Here is a 20,129-nt window from a genome sequence, read left to right on the forward strand (position 1 = left end):
AAAGGTAGGAATATGAACCGTTTTAAAAAATCAAAATATCTAATCATCGTTTTTGTCACAGTTCTGGCAGTTTCTGTACTATTAGTGACAACCTATTCAAGCGCTATTGTGACGAAACTAGGAGATGGGATTTCCTTAGTAGATAGAATTGTCCAAAAACCCTTTCAGTGGTTTGATACTTTCAAATCAGATTTGGGACATTTGACGCGGACTTACAATGAAAACGAAAGTCTAAAAAAACAGCTCTATCAACTAGAGGTAGAATCTAATCAATCAGAAAGTTTAAAAAATGAAAATGAACAACTACGTCAGTTGCTGGATATGAAGTCAAAATTGCAGGCTACAAAAAACATAGCAGCAGATGTAATTACGCGTTCACCGGTATTTTGGAAGCAAGAGTTAACGATAGATGTAGGAAGTTCAAAGGGTGCTTCTGAAAATATGTTGGCCATTGCAAATGGGGGCTTGATTGGCAGTGTTTCAAAAGTGGAGGATCATTCAACGACTGTCAACCTGTTGACAAATACCGAAAATTCGGATAAAATTTCCGTTAAAATCTTGCATGGTTCTACTGAAATTTACGGAATTATCGTTGGTTATGACAAAGAAACCGAACTTCTTAAAATTAGTCAATTAAACAGTAACAACGACATTAGTGCCGGAGATAGGGTGACTACAGGGGGGCTTGGAAACTTTAATGTTAAGGATATTCCTGTTGGAGAGGTTGTTGCTACAACTCATAGCAGTGATTATCTAACACGAGAGGTAACAGTAAAGTTAAGTGCTGATACTAAAGATCTTCATGTGGTAGAGTTAGTGGGGAATTAGCAATGAGACTGTTAAAACAAGTTGGTATTTTCTTTTTACTTCCTTTTCTTGTGCTAATTGATGCACATATTGGTCAATTAGTAGAATCCTTTTATCCACATTTTCACTTAGCCAGTCATTTCCTGTTTTTATTTCTCTTGTTTGAGACAATTGAGGTATCAGAATACTTCTATCTAGCTTATTGCTGTATGGCAGGTTTGGTGTACGATATCTATTTTTTCCACTTGATAGGAATTGCGACACTTTTATTTATCTTGATAGGTGCCTCACTTCACAAGTTTAATAGTGTGACTTTGTTGAACCGTTGGACGAGAATGTTAACAATAGTTGTGATGAGCTTCCTATTTGATATGGGTAGTTATCTCCTGGCCCTTGCTATGGGACTGACAGTAGAATCAATGCCAGTTTTCATTGTTTACAGTCTTGTTCCATCAATGATTTTAAACTTTTTGTGGATGGTGATTTTCCAGTATATTTTTGAAAAATATTATCTATAAGAAAGAAATAAAAATGTAACAAAGGCGTAATATTTATTATGTCTTTTTTTGGTATACTAGTAATGTCTTAAATAGAAGGAGTATCTACACAATATGAAGAAAAAAATCTTAGCGTCACTTTTATTAAGTACAGTATTAGTGTCTCAAGTGGCAGTGTTAACAACTGTTCACGCTGAAACAACTGATGAAAAAATTGCTGCTCAAGATAGTAAAATTAGTGACTTGACAGCTCAACAAAAAGAAGCTCAAAAACAGGTAGATGAAATCCAAACGCAAGTTACAGCCATTCAAACACAGCAAACAAACTTGCAAGTTGAAAATGAAACACTACAAGCGGAATCTAAAAAACTTGAAGGAGAAATTACAGAGCTCTCTAAGAATATTGTTGCTCGTAATGAATCTTTGGAAAAACAAGCACGTAGCGCACAAACAAACGGTGCTGCAACTAGCTATATCAACACAATTGTAAATTCAAAATCAATTACAGAAGCTATTTCCCGTGTTGCGGCTATGAGCGAGATTGTATCGGCTAACAACAAAATGTTAGAGCAACAAAAAGCTGATAAAAAATCAATTTCAGAAAAACAAGTCGCAAATAATGAAGCAATCAATACTGTCATTGCGAACCAACAAACGCTTGCTGACGATGCACAGACATTGACAACAAAACAGGCGGAGTTAAAAGTTGCTGAGTTGAACCTTGCTGCAGAGAAAGCTACTGCAGAAGGCGAGAAAGCTACCTTGTTGGAACAAAAAGCAGCAGCAGAGGCAGAAGCGAAAGCAGCAGCTGAAGCAGAGGCAGCTTATAAAGCACGTCAAACAAGTCAACAACAATCAGTTGTTGCTTCTGGAAACACAAGTTTCTCAGCTCAAGTGCAAGCAACATCTACATCTACATCTACATCAACGTCAGCATCAGCATCTGACGACGAGGACTCAAGCTACACTCCAGCACCTACACCTACTCCGACTCCTACTAGACAACGTCCAACATACAGTACAAATGCTTCAAGTTATCCAACTGGTGAATGTACTTGGGGAGCTAAAACATTAGCACCTTGGGCTGGAGATTACTGGGGTAACGGAGCACAGTGGGCTACAAGTGCAGCAGCTGCAGGTTTCCGTACTGGTTCTCAACCACAAGTTGGTGCGATTGCATGTTGGAATGATGGTGGCTATGGACACGTAGCGGTTGTTACAGCAGTTTCATCATCAACTAGCATTCAAGTATCAGAATCAAACTATGGTGGAGATCGTACAATCGGTAACAAACGTGGATGGTTCAACCCAACTACAACATCTGAAGGTTATGTTACTTACATTTATCCAAACTAATGAATGAAACGAAGAGGCTCGATTTGAGTCTCTTTTATTATTTTTAATCGAGAGTAAGACAGAAATCCATCAAAATCACTTGAAAATATCGCTAAAATGTGGTAGAATGAAACTTGTCGTGTAAACGATAATACTCATTCTTGATGAATTGTGAAACTGTTGCCCTCGGGTCGTTTTGCAAGTTGAAATCAAGAAGAGGAAAAAAACAAAAAGGAGAAATACTCATGGCAGTAATTTCAATGAAACAACTTCTTGAGGCTGGTGTACACTTTGGTCACCAAACTCGTCGCTGGAACCCTAAGATGGCTAAGTACATCTTCACTGAACGTAACGGAATCCACGTTATCGACTTGCAACAAACTGTAAAATACGCTGACCAAGCATACGACTTCATGCGTGATGCTGCAGCTAACGATGCAGTTGTATTGTTTGTTGGTACTAAGAAACAAGCTGCTGATGCTGTTAAGGAAGAAGCAGAACGTTCAGGTCAATACTACATCAACCACCGTTGGTTGGGTGGAACTCTTACTAACTGGGGAACTATCCAAAAACGTATTGCTCGTTTGAAAGAAATCAAACGCATGGAAGAAGAAGGAATCTTTGATGTTCTTCCTAAGAAAGAAGTTGCACTTCTTAACAAACAACGTGCACGTCTTGAAAAATTCTTGGGTGGTATCGAAGACATGCCTCGTATCCCAGATGTAATGTACGTAGTTGACCCACATAAAGAACAAATCGCTGTTAAAGAAGCTAAAAAATTGGGAATCCCAGTTGTAGCGATGGTTGACACAAACACTGATCCAGACGATATCGATGTAATCATCCCAGCTAACGATGATGCTATCCGCGCGGTTAAATTAATCACAGCTAAATTGGCTGACGCTATCATCGAAGGACGTCAAGGCGAAGACGCGACAGCAGTTGAAGCTGAATTTGCAGCTTCAGAAGCTCAAGCTGACTCAATCGAAGAAATCGTTGAAGTTGTAGAAGGCGACAACGCTTAATTCAAATAAGTAATCATTACCTAGGAGGGCGGGGCTTAGCCCGGCTCTCCTATTTTTAAAAAATATAGGAGAATCAAAATGGCAGAAATTACAGCTAAACTTGTTAAAGAGTTGCGTGAAAAATCTGGTGCTGGTGTTATGGACGCTAAGAAAGCATTGGTTGAAGTTGAAGGTGATATCGAAAAAGCAATCGAATTGCTTCGCGAAAAAGGTATGGCTAAGGCAGCTAAGAAAGCTGACCGTGTTGCAGCTGAGGGTTTGACTGGTGTATTTGTTAACGGTAACGTTGCAGCAGTAGTTGAAGTAAATGCTGAAACTGACTTCGTTGCAAAAAATGCTCAATTCGTTGAGTTGGTAAATGCTACAGCTAAAGTAATTGCTGAAGGAAAACCAGCTAACAACGAAGAAGCTCTTGCCTTGACAATGCCTTCAGGTGAAACTCTTGAAGCAGCCTATGTATCTGCAACAGCTACAATCGGTGAAAAAATCTCATTCCGTCGTTTTGCTTTGCTTGAAAAAACAGATGCACAACACTTTGGAGCATACCAACACAATGGTGGACGTATCGGTGTTATCTCTGTCATCGAAGGTGGAGATGAGGCACTTGCTAAACAAATCTCAATGCATATCGCTGCGATGAAACCAACAGTTCTTTCTTACAAAGAATTGGATGAGCAGTTCGTTAAAGATGAGTTGGCACAATTGAACCACGTGATTGACCAAGATAATGATAGCCGTGCAATGGTTGGTAAACCAGCTCTTCCACACTTGAAATATGGATCAAAAGCTCAATTGACTGATGAAGTGATTACTCAAGCTGAAGAAGATATCAAAGCTGAATTGGTTGCAGAAGGCAAACCCGAAAAAATCTGGGACAAAATCATCCCAGGTAAAATGGATCGCTTCATGCTTGACAACACTAAAGTTGACCAAGCATACACACTTCTTGCACAAGTCTACATCATGGATGACAGTAAGACAGTTGAAGCTTACCTTGAATCAGTAAATGCTTCAGTAGTTGAGTTCGCTCGCTTTGAAGTTGGTGAAGGTATCGAAAAAGCTGCAAATGATTTTGAAGCTGAAGTTGCAGCTACAATGGCAGCAGCTTTGAATAACTAAAGAATCTGAGACAAAAAAGCTAGAGATTTCTAATTGCGGAATTCTAGCTTTTTAATTTTGACTCCTTCTCTTATTGTATTTTAAGAGGTTATTGGCCATGAGTACGAATCCCATGTCAATTCTCACTTGACGCTTACCTCTCAGATCACATCTCTTGTAACCCCAACAAGCCTTTATCTGCCCCAAAACTTTGTTTTAGAGAATAGGCTCTATATGAGTATATAAAAAGCCCTTTAATAAGGGCTAAGTGCATTTAGGAGACTACACTTCAAATTCATAGAGTGCTGTAGACAGATAACGTTCACCGTTATCTGGTGCTAAAGCAAGGACTTTCTTTCCTATACCTAATTTCTTGGCAACCTCAATTGCCCCGTAAATTGCTGCAGCTGAAGAAATCCCAACAAGGAAGCCTTCTTTTCCACCAATCTCACGGCCAAGTGCGAGAGCATCGTCTGATGTTACACGGACGATACCATCATAGGCCTTTGTATCAAGTATATCAGGAATAAATCCAGCTGAGATACCTTGAATTTTGTGAGGTCCTGGTTTTTCACCAGACAAAATCGCAGATTCATCAGCTTCAACTGCAAAAACTTGAATGTTAGAATTTGCTGCTTTAAGTGCATGAGAAACACCTGAGATCGTTCCACCAGTACCGACACCACCCACAAAAGCATCTAGTCCATCAGAACCGAAAGCAGCTAGAATTTCAGCTCCTGTTGTTCTTTCGTGCACTTCTGGATTAGCTGGGTTATTAAACTGGAGGGGAAGGAATCCGTCGCGTTTAGCTGCGATTTCTTGAGCTTTGGCGATAGCCCCTTTCATTCCCTCGCTACCAGGAGTAAGGACGAGTTCAGCACCATAAGCTTGGATGATCTTACGTCGTTCCACACTCATCGTTTCAGGCATGACGATAACAACTTTATATCCTTTAGCAGCACCAACCCAAGAAAGTCCGATTCCGGTATTCCCACTTGTTGCTTCAACAATAGTAGCACCGGGTTTTAGAATGCCATCTTGTTCCGCTTTTCCAATCATACTAAGGGCAATACGGTCTTTTACTGACGATCCAGGGTTAAAAGCTTCAAGTTTTACATAAACATCTGCAGCACCCTCTGGAACGATATTGTTGAGTTTAACAATTGGAGTTTGACCGATTAGTTCAGTAATATTATTGTAGATAGTCATAGATATACCTCTTTGTATAAGATGATACTAGTATAACGTGCTCTAGGCTATTTGTAAAATATAGAAATCCTATCGAAGTGATAGGATTTTTTTATATCAAAGGTCTAAGCCATTAATTTTTAATCGATTGTGATAAGCCAATTCTAATAAATAGGTGTAAAGAGGGAGGATGTCCGTTTTTTTAGGAAATTCAAATTTATGGAAACTCAGATGCTCATTATGTGCTTTTAGAAAGACATTTTCTAAATAAGGAATTGTAATCTCACTATCGTCTATACCTGCTCCCGCAGTTTCCATTTCAACGTTAACAATGTTCATCAAAAAGAGTGACTTAACAGACATCTTGCGACCAGTAGCACCTTGCTTATCTGTAAAGATGATACGGATATTTGTAAAGATAATTGAATCACGAATAAGTTTATACCCGCTTTGAATTTCTTCATTTTCTAGTAGGTATTGTCCATATTCTTTAATAAGAGTCTCTTTGTTTTCCTCGCTAAAGTTTCCAGCAAGTTCTTGAATAAATTTTCCAAACGCCATGTATTTCTCTTTTATTTACACTAAGTTTACAGGAACTTCAACTTCTCGTAAACCTTGATCCGTTAAAGTAACCTTCCCATTAAAGAACTCAACAAGAGCAGCCTTGATATTTTCTTTCTCTTCTTTATCAACATAAATTATAGTATCAATTTGATCTGTAAAGTTTGTCTCGATTTCCGTGAGTTTATGTTCCCTAAGGAAATTGCCATATTCTTGATACTGAGTGTAAGACATCTGAATGGCTATGCCAGCCTGCTCTTTGATTTCAATAATGCCAATTTCTTTGACAGCCAAGGCCACACTACCTGCATAAGCACGGATCAAACCACCAGCACCTAGTTTGATGCCACCAAAATAGCGAGTAACCACTACGCAGACATTCGTAAGATTATGATTTTCTAAGACTCCGAGCATAGGGACTCCAGCAGTACCACTAGGCTCCCCATCATCACTCGTACGCTTGATTTCACTACGTTCCCCTACAATAAAAGCAGAGCAGTTATGGGTGGCTTTATAGTGTTCTTTTTTGATAGCAGTGATAAAGTCACGAGCCTCTTCTTCGCTATAAATACGCTTGACATGGCAGATAAAACGGGATTTTTTGATTTCTTCTTGGGCCTGCCCATCCTCTTTAATTGTTCTAAATTCCATGATTTAATTGTACTAAAAAATTACCTAAAGCGCTATATTTTTACGAATATTAAAGTATGAAAGTAAATCCAAATTACCTCGGTCGCTTGTTTACTGAGAAAGAATTAACTGAAGAAGAACGACAGGTAGCAGTGAGACTGCCAGCAATGAGAAAAGAGAAGGGGAAACTGTTTTGTCAACGTTGTAATAGTTCGATTCTAGAAGAATGGTATTTGCCTATTGGTGCCTACTATTGTAGGGAGTGTTTGCTGATGAAACGAGTCAGGAGTGATCAAGCCTTATACTATTTTTCGCAGGAAGATTTTCCAAAGCAAGATGTTCTCAAATGGCGTGGTCAGTTAACCCCTTTTCAGGAAAAGGTATCAGAGGGGTTGATTCGAGCAGTCAAAAAGAAAGAACCGACTTTAGTTCATGCTGTGACAGGAGCTGGAAAGACAGAGATGATTTATCAAGTTGTGTCCAAAGTGATTGATGATGGTGGTGCAGTTTGTTTGGCCAGTCCTCGAATTGATGTATGTTTGGAACTGTATAAGCGACTGCAGAATGACTTTGCTTGCGATATAGCGTTACTCCATGGCGAATCAGAGCCCTATTTTCGAACTCCCTTAGTAGTTGCGACAACTCATCAGCTATTAAAATTTCATCATGCTTTTGATTTGCTGATAGTGGATGAGGTAGATGCCTTTCCTTATGTTGACAACACTATGCTTTACTATGCTGTAAAGAATAGTGTAAAGGAGGATGGAGTAAGGATATTCCTTACAGCAACTTCTACAGATGATTTAGATAGGAAGGTTCGCACAGGAGAATTAAAACGATTAAGCTTGCCGAGACGGTTTCATGGAAATCCATTGATTATTCCAAAGCCAGTTTGGTTATCGGATTTTAATCGTTATTTAGATAAGAGTCAGTTGTCATCCAAGTTAAAGATCTACATTGAGAAACAGAGAAGAACAGGTTATCCCTTGCTGATTTTTGCATCAGAAATTAAAAAAGGCGAGAAACTAAAAGAAATATTGCAGGAACAGTTTCCGAATGAAACTATCGGCTTTGTGTCCTCTGTCACAGAAAATCGATTAGAGCAGGTGCAAGCTTTTCGAGATGGAGAACTAACAATACTAATTAGTACGACAATCTTGGAACGTGGGGTTACCTTCCCTTGTGTAGATGTTTTCGTAGTAGAAGCTAATCATAGGCTCTTTACCAAGTCTAGCTTGATTCAGATTGGTGGTCGAGTTGGGCGTAGTATGGACAGACCAACTGGTGAGTTGCTCTTCTTTCATGATGGATTAAATGCTTCCATCAAGAAGGCAATCAAGGAAATCAAACAAATGAACAAGGAGGCGGGGTTATGAACTGTTTATTATGTGGTCAGACCACAAAGAGTGAGTTAACTTTTGGTAGTCTCTTCATTTTGAAAGATGACTGCAGTTATCTTTGCTCAGCTTGTGCTTCTAGTTTTGAGAAGATTGGTGAGAAATATTGTCCAAACTGTATGAAAACAGGGGTGTCAACTCAGTGTCAAGATTGTAAACTTTGGTGTAAAGAAGGAGTGCAGGTTGATCATAAGGCGATTTTTACCTATAATCAAGCTATGAAAGACTTTTTCAGTCAATATAAGTTTGATGGCGATTTTTTGCTTAGAAAAGTTTTTGCTTCCGTTCTTGCTGAGGAGCTGAAACAGTATAGAGGTTATCAATTTGTTGTAATTCCCCTAAGTCCTGTAAGATTGCTTGAGAGGGGATTCAACCAGGTTGAAGGTTTGGTTGAGGCAGCAGGATTTTCTTTTCAAGATTTACTAGGGAAAAGAGAAGAGAAGGCTAGTTCTTCTAAAAGCCGTTTGGAAAGGTTAGCTACCGAAATTCCATTTTTTATAAAAACTGAAGTCCCTCTTCCTAAGAAAATTTTGGTTATTGATGACATCTATACAACAGGGGCAACTGTCAATCGTGTGAAGCGTCTTTTTGAAGAAGCAGGAGCTTTGGATGTTAAAACTTTTTCCCTTGTAAGATGAGGAAAAAATTTGCAAAATGAAAATGAAAGCGCTATAATATAGTTAGAAAAACAAAAATGTTTAGAAAGAAGGTACTTATATGATTAAATATAGTATCCGTGGTGAAAACCTAGAAGTAACAGAAGCGATTCGTGATTATGTAGTTTCTAAACTCGAAAAGATCGAAAAGTATTTTCAACCTGAGCAAGAGTTGGATGCACGTGTGAATTTGAAAGTTTACCGTGAAAAAACAGCAAAAGTTGAAGTAACGATTCCACTTGGATCTATTACTCTTCGTGCAGAAGATGTTTCTCAAGATATGTATGGTTCTATCGATCTTGTAACAGATAAAATTGAACGTCAGATTCGTAAAAATAAGACTAAAATCGAACGTAAGAATAAAAATAAAGTTGCAACAAGTCAACTCTTTACAGATGCTCTAGTTGAAGATGTAAATGTTGTGCAACCAAAAGTCGTTCGTTCAAAACAAATTGATTTGAAGCCAATGGATTTAGAAGAAGCCCTTCTTCAAATGGATTTATTGGGACATGATTTCTTTATCTATGTGGATGTAGAAGATCAAACAACAAATGTTTTGTATCGCCGTGAAGACGGTGAAGTTGGTTTGTTAGAAGTGAGAGAATCATAAAATTGAAATAACTAACAAAAGTGGTTTACTGATTTGTAAACCACTTTTCTTGTTCCTAAGGTGAGTAGAAAAACGAGGAAATCCTTGATAAACAGTCAGAATCAGCCCCTATAATCTGAACTTATAGGGGTGTTTATATTTATTAAGTAGACAAAATAATACCCTAAGGGATAGAATGGGGTTGTCAACAAATAGCGAATACAAAAATGTAAGCGCTCTTATAACAAATAAAGGAGTCATAACTATGGCAACAAAAGAAGAAATTTTACGCGAACTATATCCTGAAGACCTTTTTCACTATGCGGATGGTCTAACTTTGGGAGAAGCAGAGGTTTTACAAGAAACTCGCCGTTTGATTGAGAAACATCTCCGTCCGGTTATTAATGAATACTGGGAAAAACCTGATTTTCCTTTTGAAGAATTCTATGCTGTAGCTAAGGGCGCTCAAATTATGAACAATCCAAAATTGTTTGAGGGGCGTGAGGGTAGCTGGAAACCTTCTGAACTTTATATTGCTTTCTTGTATCTTGAACTTGCTCGCTTCGATGCTTCTATTGCAACATTCTACACCGTTCATGGCGGACTTTGCTACAACACAATTCTCTTGGGTGGTGATGAGCGTCAACAAAAAGAATTTCTTCCAAAACTAGCTGCATTTGATTGGCAAGGTTGCTTCGCTTTAACTGAACCTCTTTCAGGTTCTGATATTGCTGGAGGACTTGCGACTACTGCAGAACGTGTTGGAGACAAGTGGATTCTAAATGGTGAAAAACGCTGGATTGGTGGTTCAGATACTGCGGATGTTGTTCCTGTATTTGCTCGTGATGTTGCGGATGGCAAGGTGAAATGCTTTATCGTTCGTAAGGGAGCTCCTGGATATCATGCAGAACCAATCCCACACAAGATTGCTCTTCGTTGTATCCGCAATGGCCATATTACCATGAAGAATGTAGAGGTTCCAGATTCAGACCGTTTGGTAAATATCAATGGTTTTGGTGATGTAGCCCGTATCTTGACCTTCACTCGCGCGGACGTTGCTCACATTGCTATGGGAGTGACTTGTGGATCGTATGTTGCAGCTCTTAAATATGCTAAAGATCGTGAACAGTTCAAACGTCCAATTGCCAAATTCCAAATTGTTCAAGAAAAATTGGCTCGTATGCAAGCAAATGCTGTAGCAGTTATTGCTTATTCAACTCGTATTGCTGAGATGCAAGAGAAAGGTAATGAATTGATGCTTAACTCTGCTCTTGCTAAAATGCACAATTCCTTGGTGATGCGCGAAACAGTTGCCCTTGCTCGTGAAACTTGCGGAGGTAATGGTATTACACTTGAGACAGACGTTGCTCGTTTCTTTGCAGATGCTGAATCAATCTATACCTATGAAGGTTCACACGAAGTGAATGCCTTGATTGTTGGTCGTGAGATTACTGGATTAGGTGCCTTTGTTTAATGTCAGAAAGGCGATTGAAGGATTTCTGTTCAATCGTCCTTGCTTCATGCACTGGATTTTTGTAAAATAAGAAGGAGAAAATAATGATATCTAAGGTGATGATTATTGGTTCTGGTCAAATGGGAAGCGGAATTGCTCAAGTATTTGCTCAGGCTGGTTTTACAGTTTACTTAAACGATATTAAAGAAGAATTTGTTCAAAGAGGTTTGAACAATATCACAAAACAATTGGAACGTTCAGTTGAAAAAGGACGGATGTCTGCGGATGAGAAGGATCAGGTATTGGCCAATTTGCTTCCATCTGTTTCATATGAAGATGCGAAACAAGTCCAATTGGTGATTGAAGCTGCAACTGAGAATCGTGAGATTAAGTTGAATATTTTCAAACAATTGGATGAATTGACTGATCCTAAAACTATCTTAGCATCAAACACATCCTCTTTGTCAATCACGGATATAGCTGCTGCTACTAAACATCAGGAGCGCGTGATTGGAATGCACTTCTTTAATCCTGCCCCAATCATGAAACTTGTAGAGGTTATTAAGGCCTTGCAGACTTCAGAAGAAGTGGTTCAGGCGGTTCGTGAACTGACAGTGAAAATTGGTAAAACACCAGTTGATGTTAAAGATTCTTATGGTTTTGTTGTGAACAGAATTTTGATTCCTATGATCAATGAAGCCATTTACATTCTAGGTGAAGGAGTGGCTAGTGCCGAGGAAATCGATGAAGCGATGAAACTTGGTGCAAATCATCCTATTGGACCTTTGGCTCTTGCTGACTTGATTGGATTGGATGTTTGTTTGGCTATTATGGGCGTCCTAAACCAAGGGTTTGGCGATCAAAAATACCGTCCTGCCCCTCTTCTTAAGAAAATGGTCGAAGCAGGAAAATTGGGACGGAAGACAAAAGAAGGCTTCTTTACTTACTAGACACTGATGGAGGTAGTCATGAAAGACGTAGTTATTGTTTCGGCAGTGCGAACACCTTTAGGTTCCTTTGGTGGGAGCTTGAAGAATGTTTCTGCTGTTGATTTGGGATCTTTGGTAATTAAGAGTGCTTTGGAAAAAGCGAATATTAAACCAGAGCAGGTAGATGAAGTGATTATGGGGAATGTCCTAGGAGCAGGTTTAGGCCAAAACGTGGCTCGCCAAATGAGTATTCATGCTGGGCTTCCTGAATATATACCAGCCTTTACCATTAACAAGGTTTGTGGTTCTGGTTTGAAGGCAGTGCAGTTAGCTGCTCAAGCGATTAAGTGTGGAGATGCAGATATTGTCGTGGCTGGTGGTGCAGAAAACATGAGCCAGGCTCCATATGTTTTGCCAAGCTTCCGTTGGGGTGGCCGTATGGGAGATTCGAAAGTGGTAGATACCATGATTAAGGATGGTTTGTCTGATGCCTTTAATGACTACCATATGGGGATTACAGCTGAGAATGTGGCAGAAGAATATGGTATTAGCCGGGATGATCAAGATGCGCTTGCTTTGGAATCACAGAAACGAGCAGTGGCGGCTATAGAATCTGGACGCTTTAAGGAAGAGATTGTTCCGGTGGTTATTCCTCAACGTAAAGGCGATCCTATCGTCTTTGATACAGATGAATTTCCTAGAAAAGATGCTAGCTTGGAGAGTCTGTCTAAGCTACGTCCTGTTTTCAAAAAAGACGGTTCTGTTACAGCGGGGAATGCCTCAGGTATCAATGACGGAGCGGCGGCTGTCTTGGTCATGAGTGCTGAAAAAGCTGAAGAATTGGGACTTCCAGTCATTGCTCGCATTCGTTCGTATGCAAGTGCAGGTTTGGATCCTAAGATTATGGGATGTGGACCGATTTATGCAACTCGCAAAGCTCTTGAAAAAGGCAATTTGACAGTTGATGATCTCGACTTGATTGAGTCAAATGAAGCCTTTGCTGCTCAGGCTTGTGCGGTTGGGAAAACACTTGGCTTTAACACAGATATTGTCAATGTCAATGGTGGCGCCATTGCTCTCGGTCACCCAATTGGGGCTTCTGGTTGCCGTATCCTAGTCACTTTGGTGCATGAGATGATGAAACGTGATGCTAAAACTGGTTTAGCAACTCTCTGTATCGGAGGAGGGATGGGAACAGCCCTCATCGTTGAACGTTAGTGATTAGAAAACTGAACGCCATTTCCTCTTTTTCAATATTACGATTACAAAATGAGATTTTGATCCGATCTCATAGTTACATACCTTATCAAGTGTCTTTCTCTAAAAGGGCTTGATAAGGTATTTTTATTTTTCCTAAGACTTTAAGGATGGATTGGACGACCATATCCTATAAGCAGAACTTATATGTCTATAAATAAAGATTAAGTAGACGGATGGAGAAAAAAGGGCTATGATGAAAATGTAAGCTCTTACATTTTGTGTTGGTATTTGTTGACGCTGTACTCTGTACTCAAAATAAATCAAGTAGGAGCAGAACAATGAGTAAAACTGTTTTATTAGAGGTTAAGAATGGTCTTGGCTATCTAACAATTAACCGTCCATCGGCTTTGAACGCCTTAAGTTCAGAAGTCTTAAAGGATTTGAATCTCGTTTTAGACCAAATTGAAGCAAGCGATGACATTCGTGTTGTCATTGTGACTGGTCAAGGGGAGAAAGCATTTGTCGCAGGCGCAGACATTAAAGAGATGGATCAAATGTCTCCAATTCAGGCTCATGAATACATGACCTATGCGAACGACACCTTTACCCGTTTATCTGAATTGACCCAGCCAACTATTTCAGTATTGAATGGTTATGCTTTGGGAGGCGGTTTGGAATTAGCTCTTTCAACTGATATCCGAATCGGCTATGACAAGACAATGGTTGGCTTCCCTGAAGTTGGCTTGGGAATCATTCCTGGTTTTGCAGGTACCCAAAGAATGTCTCGTTTGATTGGTACTAGTAAAACAAAGGAATTAATCTTTACTGCTAGAATGGTTAAAGGACAAGAAGCATATGATCTTGGAATTCTTAACAAGTTGGTAGCAGCAGAAGAACTATTGCCTGCAGCAGAAGAGCTGGCGGCAGCGATTATGAAAAATGCCCCGCTAGCAGTTGAAAAAGCTAAACATATTATCCAAGTTGGCTCAGAACTCCCTCTGAAAAACGCAATTCGTTTGGAGACAGAAGCTGAAGCTCTTCTCTTCTCTACAGAAGATAAAGTTGAAGGAATGCGCGCATTTGTTGAAAAACGTAAAGCTGTCTTTCAACGTAAATAAGAGAGAGGAGATAGGTTATGAAAGTTGTAACATTGTCTGAAGCTATTTCCTTGATTCATTCAGGAGATAAAGTTGGTATTTCTGGATTTCTCGGAGTGGGAGAACCACTTGAGTTAATTGAGGAACTGGTTCGTCAAAACCAGCAAGATTTGACCTTGGTGTCTGTTGTAACCTCTCAACCCGGTAAGGAAGTTGGAGTTGGTCGTCTTTGTGAAAACCATCAGGTTACAAAATACATTGCAGCCCATATAGGGACATCTGCTGCTGCTCAGCATGATTATTTCTCAGGATTCATGAAAGTGGAGTTCACTCCGATGGGAACGGTTGTAGAACGCTTGCATGCTGCGGGAGCGGGTCTTGGAGCGGTCTTAACGCCAACCGGTGTGGGAACAATTCTTGAAGATGAGCACGAAAAAGTGACTCGAAACGGAAAAGAATATTTGATTTATGATCCATTGAAGATTGATATTGCCTTGATTAAAGCTACTAAGGCTGATAAATATGGTAATCTTTATCTAGATGGGACTACTAAAAACATCTCTCTTCAACTCGCTCTAGCGGCTGATACAGTCATTGTTGAGACAAACGAGTTGGTTGAAGTCGGGGAAATTGATCCAAATGATATTTACATCCCTGGTATCCTAGTTGACTATGTCGTTCAAGGATTGACACCACAAGAGCATCATCAGATGATGGGAGACTTGTGGACAGAGACAAAAAAACTGGCGGGGGTGAAGTAAAATGAAAGCAAAAGAGATTATCGCAAGACGTGTAGCACTTGAATTTAAAGATGGAGATGTGGTCAATCTTGGTTTTGGGATTCCAAATGCCTCTGCTGATTATATTCCTGAAGGTGTAAATGTCATTTTACAGGCAGAAAATGGTGCTCTTCGATTTGGGGAAACACCTACCAAGGACAACTATAATGCCAATTTAGCGAACTCTGGTGGAGCTCCTATTACATTGTTGCCAGGAGCAGCCTTGTTTGATCTACAAACTTCCTTTGCCATTATTCGTGGTGGACACGTGGATGCAACCGTTCTGGGAGCGCTAGAAGTCAGCCAAGAAGGTAGCATTGCAAACTGGATTATCCCAGGGAAATTTGCTCCTGGTATGGGTGGAGCGATGGATCTTCTCGTTGGTGCTAAAAAAGTTATCGCTGCCATCCAACATACAACTGTTGATGGACAGTCAAAGCTGCTGAAAGAGTGCACATTGCCTCTATCAGCTAAAGGAGTATTGGATCTTGTCATAACAGAACTAGCTGTTTTTGGATTCCAAGATGGTAAATTCTTATTGAAAGAGTTGGCTCCTGGTGTGACATTAGAAGAAGTTCTTGAAAAAACAGCTGGGGAAGTCATTGTCTCAGAAGACTTAAAGACGATGCCGATTTAAGCAAAAAAAGAGCTATTTTTTACTCAGTGTGTTATGATATAAACTAGATAGTATTGTAAGCGATTTATATACAACATTAAATGGAGTATTCAAAATGTTATTTCGATAAGAAAGTCAGTAGACAACTATCAAACACTAGAATAGTTGTCTAATTGACCTACTAAAATAGTGAAGGAAAGCTAGGTGATGGGTAAGTGGATATTATCCAAATGAACTATTTCATCAATATCATAGAATGCGGATGCAACCTTTCCATTGCTGCAAAGAAGATTCACATTAGTCAATCAGCCTTGAGTCAATTTGTGACAAATTTTGAAGCAGCTGAAGGGGTTCAATTATTCAATCGCAAGAATGGAAGATTAGAAAGTTTAACAGAGGCGGGACGCAAAATTTATCGTTATGCGACCGAGATTGTGAATCGACATGAAGAAATGCTTTCCATGATCCATATAGAAGCTCAAAAGCAAAAAGGCACCATTAATTTTGGTATTCCGTCCTTGATTTTACGAGTTTATTTTGCTAGTGCCTTGCCTCATTTTCTGAAAAATAATCCTCATATCCATATCCAGGTTACGGAGGGTGGAGGGAAGGAAATTCGTCAAAAAATGGTTGATGGAGATTTGAATCTCTCTATTCTGATAGAGCCTACGAGCCTGGATGCTAAAAAATATGAACAACATATCATTCAATTGGATGAATACGTTGCTTATATGGATAAGGATCATCCGTTGGCTCAGAAAAGCTTGTTGGAATGGTCTGATATTGCTGGTTATGAATTGGCAACCTTCAACAAAACATTTACGACTTATGATTTAGTGACAGAAAAACTTCGTTCACAACGAATTGAGGCTAAATTTGCTTATCTTTCCTCTACTTGGGACTTCCTAGTTGAATCAACTCATCAGACAGATTTGATTGCCCTTTTGCCAAGGCCGGTTGAATATTTTGTGGATAAGAGTCGTTTTAAGGCGGTTAGATTCAAGGATCCGATTCCATTTAATATTTGGTTTTGTAGACCCTATAAAAACTCCTACAATGAAGTAGAGTCTTATGTGTATGAAGAATTGTTGAAAGATTATTACCAACCGTTTTCTGACAACTAAGATGAGGTGAATGCGATGACCTATAATGACGTGCTGGCGCGAGAATTGAAGGCAGACGTGAAAGTGTTGATTCGGGACTATTTCAAGTCTTGTGAGGATGAACAACAGTTCCCTAGAGAATTACTTTATCAGTTTATCGAGCAATTTGATATCTTTTCCTTGCTTTTAGATAGTCAAGATTCTGTTTTGAGAACCGAGTTTTTGACCTTTATTCGCTTGATTTCAAAAGATTTCCCTGCTTTTTCTGCTGTTCTACTAACTCAGGCATGTTATGGTATCTATCCTATTTTACGATATGGGAGTCAGGAACAACAATCGCGTTATGTAGAACCCTTAGTAAGGGGAGAAATCTTAGCTGGCTTGGGATTTTCTGAAGGAAAATTGATGGACAGCTTGGAGGTTATTGAAACAACTGCAAGGAAAACAGAGGCAGGTTGGTCTTTAACTGGGAAGAAGTCAATTGTATCAAATTGCCGCTATACAGATATTTTGTTAATCTTAGCCAAGGTTCAGGAAGCTAACGGAGAAGATGGATACGGATTTTTCATTGTTGATACGACTCGACCGGGAGTTGCTTTTGGAGATGATATTGCAAAACCTGGTTTACAGGGTTTGCCTGTGAATTCGGTAACTTTTGATCAGGTCATATTGCCAGAAGATAGTCTGCTAGGATTGACGCTAAATGGGGAAACTCAGTTAAATGATATTATCAAAAAATTACAGCTAGGATTAAGCGCAATCTCTATTGGTATCTCTGAGGGAGCTTTTGAAACAGGTCTGGCTTTTGTAAAGGTCAAAAGAAGATTTGGGAAACCATTAATCGATGCGACAGTCTATCAACATCAATTCGCAGACTTGTATACTAAGCTGTGTGCGGCTGAATCTTACTTTGCCTCCTACAAAGACAGGATGAATGCGGATTCTCTCTTTGTATCTCAGATTAAACTTTATACGACAAAAGTAGCAATTGAGATTTCTGAGGAAATTATTAGATTAATTGGACCTCTTCAAACCTTGGATGACATCCCCATAGACCGTTATCTAAAGGATGCCAAAACGATTGAAATCTATGGAAAATCTGGGGATTCGATTCGTAAAAGAATAGCAGCCCAATGGATAAAGGAGTAAAGCATGACAGAACTCACCTTACAGGAATATCAATTTCATGATATGAAACTGACATGGCTACGTGGAGCCGATAAATTGACGGATGCAGGGACTCTTTTTGGTCCGGTTCCGAAAGTTGTGTGGTCTCGTTACTACCCAACAAATGATGCTAATATGATGGCGGAATTGACGGATCCCATTTTGATCCAGTACAAGGGTAAAAATTACTTGATAGATGCAAGTTTTGATACAGCAAAATTATCTGATAAACAAAGGCGCAACTTAGGAATCTTGTCTGAAAGTCGGGTAGAAGAAAGTTTAGCTCTTTTAGGACTCTCGCCTGAAGATATTGACATCGTGCTGATGACACATATGCATCATGATCATTCTGGTGGCTTGACGCGTGTGAATGATCAAGGAGAGTTGGTTTCCAAGTATCCAAACGCCAAGATTATTGTGAATGATGTCGAGTGGTATGAGATGAGAAACCCTAATGATCGAACGCGGGGAACTTATCTGAGAGAGAATTGGGAACCGATTCAAGATCAGGTGACGACTTTCTCAGAGTATATCAATGTCATTCCAGAAATCCAAATGATTCACACAAGTGGTCACAGCAATGGCCACAGTATTATCTTGCTCAAACAGGGGAAAGATACGATGATCCATATGGGGGACTTGATGTTATCACATGTTCATCGAAATCCTCTCTGGGTTCCAGCAGTTGATGATTATCCTATGAAATCCATTTTAGCCAAAGAGAAATGGTTGCGTCAGGCTTTTGAGAATCATTACAAGTTTTTCTTTTATCATGATCAATTTTTCGCGGTGGTAGAGTTTGACAAGGATGGGAAGGAATTTGTAGATTATGTTCTACGTTCTCGCCCCCCACTTATTCCTTTTACAGATGAGCAGGATCGTAAGCCAGATTTTTTAGGATAACAGAATATGAGGAGACAAATATAACATTTTCTTGTTGACGGGGATATTGGTGCACTATGCATCCATTTGCCAACAAGAATCAACAGAAAATAAAAGGAGGACTCATATGTCAATTACAAAACTTTTACAGATTCAATATCCAATTTTCCAAGGGGCCATGGCTCAAATCTCCCACTATCAACTAGCAGCAGCTGTTTCTGAGGCTGGAGGTCTGGGAATTATTGCGTCAGGTGGTATGACTGGAGAGCAGTTGCGAGAAGAAATTCGTGAATTGAGAAAGTTGACAGATAAGCCTTTTGGTGTCAACATTATGTTGATGATGAAAAACATCAAGGATATTGTGACTGTTATCATCGAAGAAAAGGTTCCGGTGGTAACTACAGGTGCAGGAACACCTAAGCATATCATGCCTTACTTGAAAGAAGCAGGAATCAAGGTTATTCCAGTTATTGCCAGTGTCAAGCATGCTCAAAAAATGGAAGAATTGGGAGTTGATGCTGTAATCGCTGAGGGTTCAGAAGCTGGTGGGCATATCGGAGAGACCAATACAATGGCTCTTATCCCACAAATCGTTGATGCCGTAACGATTCCAGTCATTGCTGCAGGAGGTGTGGCAGATGGTCGAGGGCTGGCTGCTGCGATTGCCCTAGGTGCACAAGGAGTTCAAATGGGAACAGTTTTTCTTGCTTCAGAAGAATGTCCAATTTCTCCAGCCTATAAAGAAGCTATTTTGGCGGCAAGTGATACAGCGACTGCGGTTACAGGTCGCATCGCGGGAGCGCCAGTTCGTTGTATTCGCAATGAGATGACAGATCACTATATTGAGTTAGAGCAGAAAGGTACAAACCGAGAGGAACTGGAAGAAATTACGATCGGTTCCCTATCTAAGGCTGTCTATGAAGGTGATACAGTTCATGGTTCAATGATGAGCGGACAAATTGCAGGTTTGGTGAAAGACATCAAACCATGTAAGGCTATCTTAGAATCAATTGTGAAACAGGCGCAAGATCGCCTACAAGAAATTCGAATAGAATTAGGTGAATAATTTAGTCTAGGCGGAAGATTCTGTAATACTGAGGAAAAAGGAGAGCGAGGTATT

Annotated in this window: 21 protein-coding genes; 18 read left to right on the forward strand and 3 right to left on the reverse strand. The window is 39.7% G+C overall.

What is annotated here, in order from left to right; all coding sequences use genetic code 11:
* The first annotated feature begins 12 nt into the window (after positions 1-12).
* The 5 genes from mreC (at position 13) to tsf (ending at position 4,783) form a co-directional block, all read left to right on the forward strand.
* Complete coding sequence (gene mreC / locus KIH88_RS00245; protein WP_213988651.1) at positions 13-828, forward strand: rod shape-determining protein MreC; 816 nt, start codon at positions 13-15, stop codon at positions 826-828.
* A 2-nt stretch (positions 829-830) separates the two neighbouring features.
* Positions 831-1,325 carry a rod shape-determining protein MreD gene (gene mreD, locus KIH88_RS00250; protein ID WP_213988650.1) on the forward strand — a complete coding sequence of 165 codons (495 nt, stop codon included), beginning with the start codon at positions 831-833 and terminating at the stop codon, positions 1,323-1,325.
* A gap of 93 nt (positions 1,326-1,418) precedes the next feature.
* A complete protein-coding gene (pcsB, locus tag KIH88_RS00255; protein ID WP_213988649.1) occupies positions 1,419-2,660 on the forward strand; it encodes a peptidoglycan hydrolase PcsB in 1,242 nt (413 codons plus the stop codon).
* A gap of 224 nt (positions 2,661-2,884) precedes the next feature.
* On the forward strand, positions 2,885-3,664 hold the full coding sequence (gene rpsB / locus KIH88_RS00260) for a 30S ribosomal protein S2 (RefSeq protein WP_000268477.1): 780 nt from the start codon (positions 2,885-2,887) through the stop codon (positions 3,662-3,664).
* 78 nt (positions 3,665-3,742) lie between these two features.
* On the forward strand, positions 3,743-4,783 hold the full coding sequence (gene tsf, locus KIH88_RS00265; RefSeq protein WP_213988648.1) for a translation elongation factor Ts: 1,041 nt from the start codon (positions 3,743-3,745) through the stop codon (positions 4,781-4,783).
* A 261-nt stretch (positions 4,784-5,044) separates the two neighbouring features.
* Here tsf and cysK read toward each other — a convergent pair whose 3' ends face one another.
* The 3 genes from cysK to KIH88_RS00280 all read right to left on the reverse strand — a co-directional run bounded on the left by cysK (position 5,045) and on the right by KIH88_RS00280 (position 7,162).
* On the reverse strand, positions 5,045-5,971 hold the full coding sequence (gene cysK / locus KIH88_RS00270; protein WP_213988647.1) for a cysteine synthase A: 927 nt from the start codon (positions 5,969-5,971) through the stop codon (positions 5,045-5,047).
* A gap of 96 nt (positions 5,972-6,067) precedes the next feature.
* On the reverse strand, positions 6,068-6,511 hold the full coding sequence (locus KIH88_RS00275; RefSeq protein ID WP_213988646.1) for a PH domain-containing protein: 444 nt from the start codon (positions 6,509-6,511) through the stop codon (positions 6,068-6,070).
* A gap of 15 nt (positions 6,512-6,526) precedes the next feature.
* Positions 6,527-7,162, reverse strand: coding sequence for a YigZ family protein (locus KIH88_RS00280; protein WP_213988645.1), 636 nt, complete (start codon positions 7,160-7,162; stop codon positions 6,527-6,529).
* 56 nt (positions 7,163-7,218) lie between these two features.
* Between KIH88_RS00280 and KIH88_RS00285 the strand changes: the two genes are divergently transcribed.
* From KIH88_RS00285 to KIH88_RS00345, 13 genes are all read left to right on the forward strand, one after another.
* The gene (locus tag KIH88_RS00285; RefSeq protein ID WP_213988644.1) at positions 7,219-8,517 is read left to right on the forward strand and encodes a DEAD/DEAH box helicase; all 1,299 of its coding nucleotides are present in this window, start codon (positions 7,219-7,221) and stop codon (positions 8,515-8,517) included.
* Complete coding sequence (locus tag KIH88_RS00290; protein WP_213988643.1) at positions 8,514-9,176, forward strand: ComF family protein; 663 nt, start codon at positions 8,514-8,516, stop codon at positions 9,174-9,176. Before KIH88_RS00285 ends, KIH88_RS00290 begins: the two co-directional genes overlap by 4 nt.
* Positions 9,177-9,255: 79 nt before the next feature.
* Entirely contained in the window at positions 9,256-9,804 is a 549-nt protein-coding gene (gene hpf, locus KIH88_RS00295) for a ribosome hibernation-promoting factor, HPF/YfiA family (protein ID WP_213988642.1), read from the forward strand.
* 244 nt (positions 9,805-10,048) lie between these two features.
* The gene (fadE, locus tag KIH88_RS00300) at positions 10,049-11,257 is read left to right on the forward strand and encodes an acyl-CoA dehydrogenase FadE (protein WP_000201479.1); all 1,209 of its coding nucleotides are present in this window, start codon (positions 10,049-10,051) and stop codon (positions 11,255-11,257) included.
* A gap of 80 nt (positions 11,258-11,337) precedes the next feature.
* On the forward strand, positions 11,338-12,186 hold the full coding sequence (locus KIH88_RS00305) for a 3-hydroxybutyryl-CoA dehydrogenase (protein ID WP_025172369.1): 849 nt from the start codon (positions 11,338-11,340) through the stop codon (positions 12,184-12,186).
* 18 nt (positions 12,187-12,204) lie between these two features.
* Entirely contained in the window at positions 12,205-13,383 is a 1,179-nt protein-coding gene (locus KIH88_RS00310; protein ID WP_007520939.1) for an acetyl-CoA C-acetyltransferase, read from the forward strand.
* Between the two features lie 320 nt (positions 13,384-13,703).
* A complete protein-coding gene (locus tag KIH88_RS00315) occupies positions 13,704-14,483 on the forward strand; it encodes an enoyl-CoA hydratase-related protein (protein ID WP_045617932.1) in 780 nt (259 codons plus the stop codon).
* 17 nt (positions 14,484-14,500) lie between these two features.
* Complete coding sequence (locus KIH88_RS00320) at positions 14,501-15,223, forward strand: CoA transferase subunit A (protein WP_213988641.1); 723 nt, start codon at positions 14,501-14,503, stop codon at positions 15,221-15,223.
* Position 15,224: 1 nt separating this feature from the next.
* On the forward strand, positions 15,225-15,878 hold the full coding sequence (locus KIH88_RS00325) for a 3-oxoacid CoA-transferase subunit B (protein WP_213988640.1): 654 nt from the start codon (positions 15,225-15,227) through the stop codon (positions 15,876-15,878).
* Between the two features lie 194 nt (positions 15,879-16,072).
* Entirely contained in the window at positions 16,073-16,981 is a 909-nt protein-coding gene (locus KIH88_RS00330) for a LysR family transcriptional regulator (protein WP_000351428.1), read from the forward strand.
* A 15-nt stretch (positions 16,982-16,996) separates the two neighbouring features.
* Positions 16,997-18,109, forward strand: coding sequence for an acyl-CoA dehydrogenase family protein (locus KIH88_RS00335; protein ID WP_213988639.1), 1,113 nt, complete (start codon positions 16,997-16,999; stop codon positions 18,107-18,109).
* 3 nt (positions 18,110-18,112) lie between these two features.
* Complete coding sequence (locus tag KIH88_RS00340) at positions 18,113-19,030, forward strand: MBL fold metallo-hydrolase (protein WP_213988638.1); 918 nt, start codon at positions 18,113-18,115, stop codon at positions 19,028-19,030.
* 64 nt (positions 19,031-19,094) lie between these two features.
* Positions 19,095-20,075 (forward strand): nitronate monooxygenase, encoded by a 981-nt coding sequence (locus KIH88_RS00345; protein WP_268698718.1) that lies wholly within the window; start codon positions 19,095-19,097, stop codon positions 20,073-20,075.
* Positions 20,076-20,129 lie beyond the last annotated feature (54 nt).

This window comes from Streptococcus oralis (assembly GCF_018448765.2).
Classification (GTDB): Bacteria; Bacillota; Bacilli; order Lactobacillales; family Streptococcaceae; genus Streptococcus; species Streptococcus oralis_BM.

Excerpts from the sequence above, each read along its gene's own strand:
- mreC (WP_213988651.1), top strand. The coding sequence starts at position 13 with ATGAACCGTTTTAAAAAATCAAAATATCTAATCATCGTTTTTGTCACA.
- mreD (WP_213988650.1), top strand. The coding sequence starts at position 831 with ATGAGACTGTTAAAACAAGTTGGTATTTTCTTTTTACTTCCTTTTCTT.
- pcsB (WP_213988649.1), top strand. The coding sequence starts at position 1,419 with ATGAAGAAAAAAATCTTAGCGTCACTTTTATTAAGTACAGTATTAGTG.
- rpsB (WP_000268477.1), top strand. The coding sequence starts at position 2,885 with ATGGCAGTAATTTCAATGAAACAACTTCTTGAGGCTGGTGTACACTTT.
- tsf (WP_213988648.1), top strand. The coding sequence starts at position 3,743 with ATGGCAGAAATTACAGCTAAACTTGTTAAAGAGTTGCGTGAAAAATCT.
- cysK (WP_213988647.1), bottom strand. The coding sequence starts at position 5,971 with ATGACTATCTACAATAATATTACTGAACTAATCGGTCAAACTCCAATT.
- KIH88_RS00275 (WP_213988646.1), bottom strand. The coding sequence starts at position 6,511 with ATGGCGTTTGGAAAATTTATTCAAGAACTTGCTGGAAACTTTAGCGAG.
- KIH88_RS00280 (WP_213988645.1), bottom strand. The coding sequence starts at position 7,162 with ATGGAATTTAGAACAATTAAAGAGGATGGGCAGGCCCAAGAAGAAATC.
- KIH88_RS00285 (WP_213988644.1), top strand. The coding sequence starts at position 7,219 with ATGAAAGTAAATCCAAATTACCTCGGTCGCTTGTTTACTGAGAAAGAA.
- KIH88_RS00290 (WP_213988643.1), top strand. The coding sequence starts at position 8,514 with ATGAACTGTTTATTATGTGGTCAGACCACAAAGAGTGAGTTAACTTTT.
- hpf (WP_213988642.1), top strand. The coding sequence starts at position 9,256 with ATGATTAAATATAGTATCCGTGGTGAAAACCTAGAAGTAACAGAAGCG.
- fadE (WP_000201479.1), top strand. The coding sequence starts at position 10,049 with ATGGCAACAAAAGAAGAAATTTTACGCGAACTATATCCTGAAGACCTT.
- KIH88_RS00310 (WP_007520939.1), top strand. The coding sequence starts at position 12,205 with ATGAAAGACGTAGTTATTGTTTCGGCAGTGCGAACACCTTTAGGTTCC.
- KIH88_RS00315 (WP_045617932.1), top strand. The coding sequence starts at position 13,704 with ATGAGTAAAACTGTTTTATTAGAGGTTAAGAATGGTCTTGGCTATCTA.
- KIH88_RS00320 (WP_213988641.1), top strand. The coding sequence starts at position 14,501 with ATGAAAGTTGTAACATTGTCTGAAGCTATTTCCTTGATTCATTCAGGA.
- KIH88_RS00325 (WP_213988640.1), top strand. The coding sequence starts at position 15,225 with ATGAAAGCAAAAGAGATTATCGCAAGACGTGTAGCACTTGAATTTAAA.
- KIH88_RS00335 (WP_213988639.1), top strand. The coding sequence starts at position 16,997 with ATGACCTATAATGACGTGCTGGCGCGAGAATTGAAGGCAGACGTGAAA.
- KIH88_RS00340 (WP_213988638.1), top strand. The coding sequence starts at position 18,113 with ATGACAGAACTCACCTTACAGGAATATCAATTTCATGATATGAAACTG.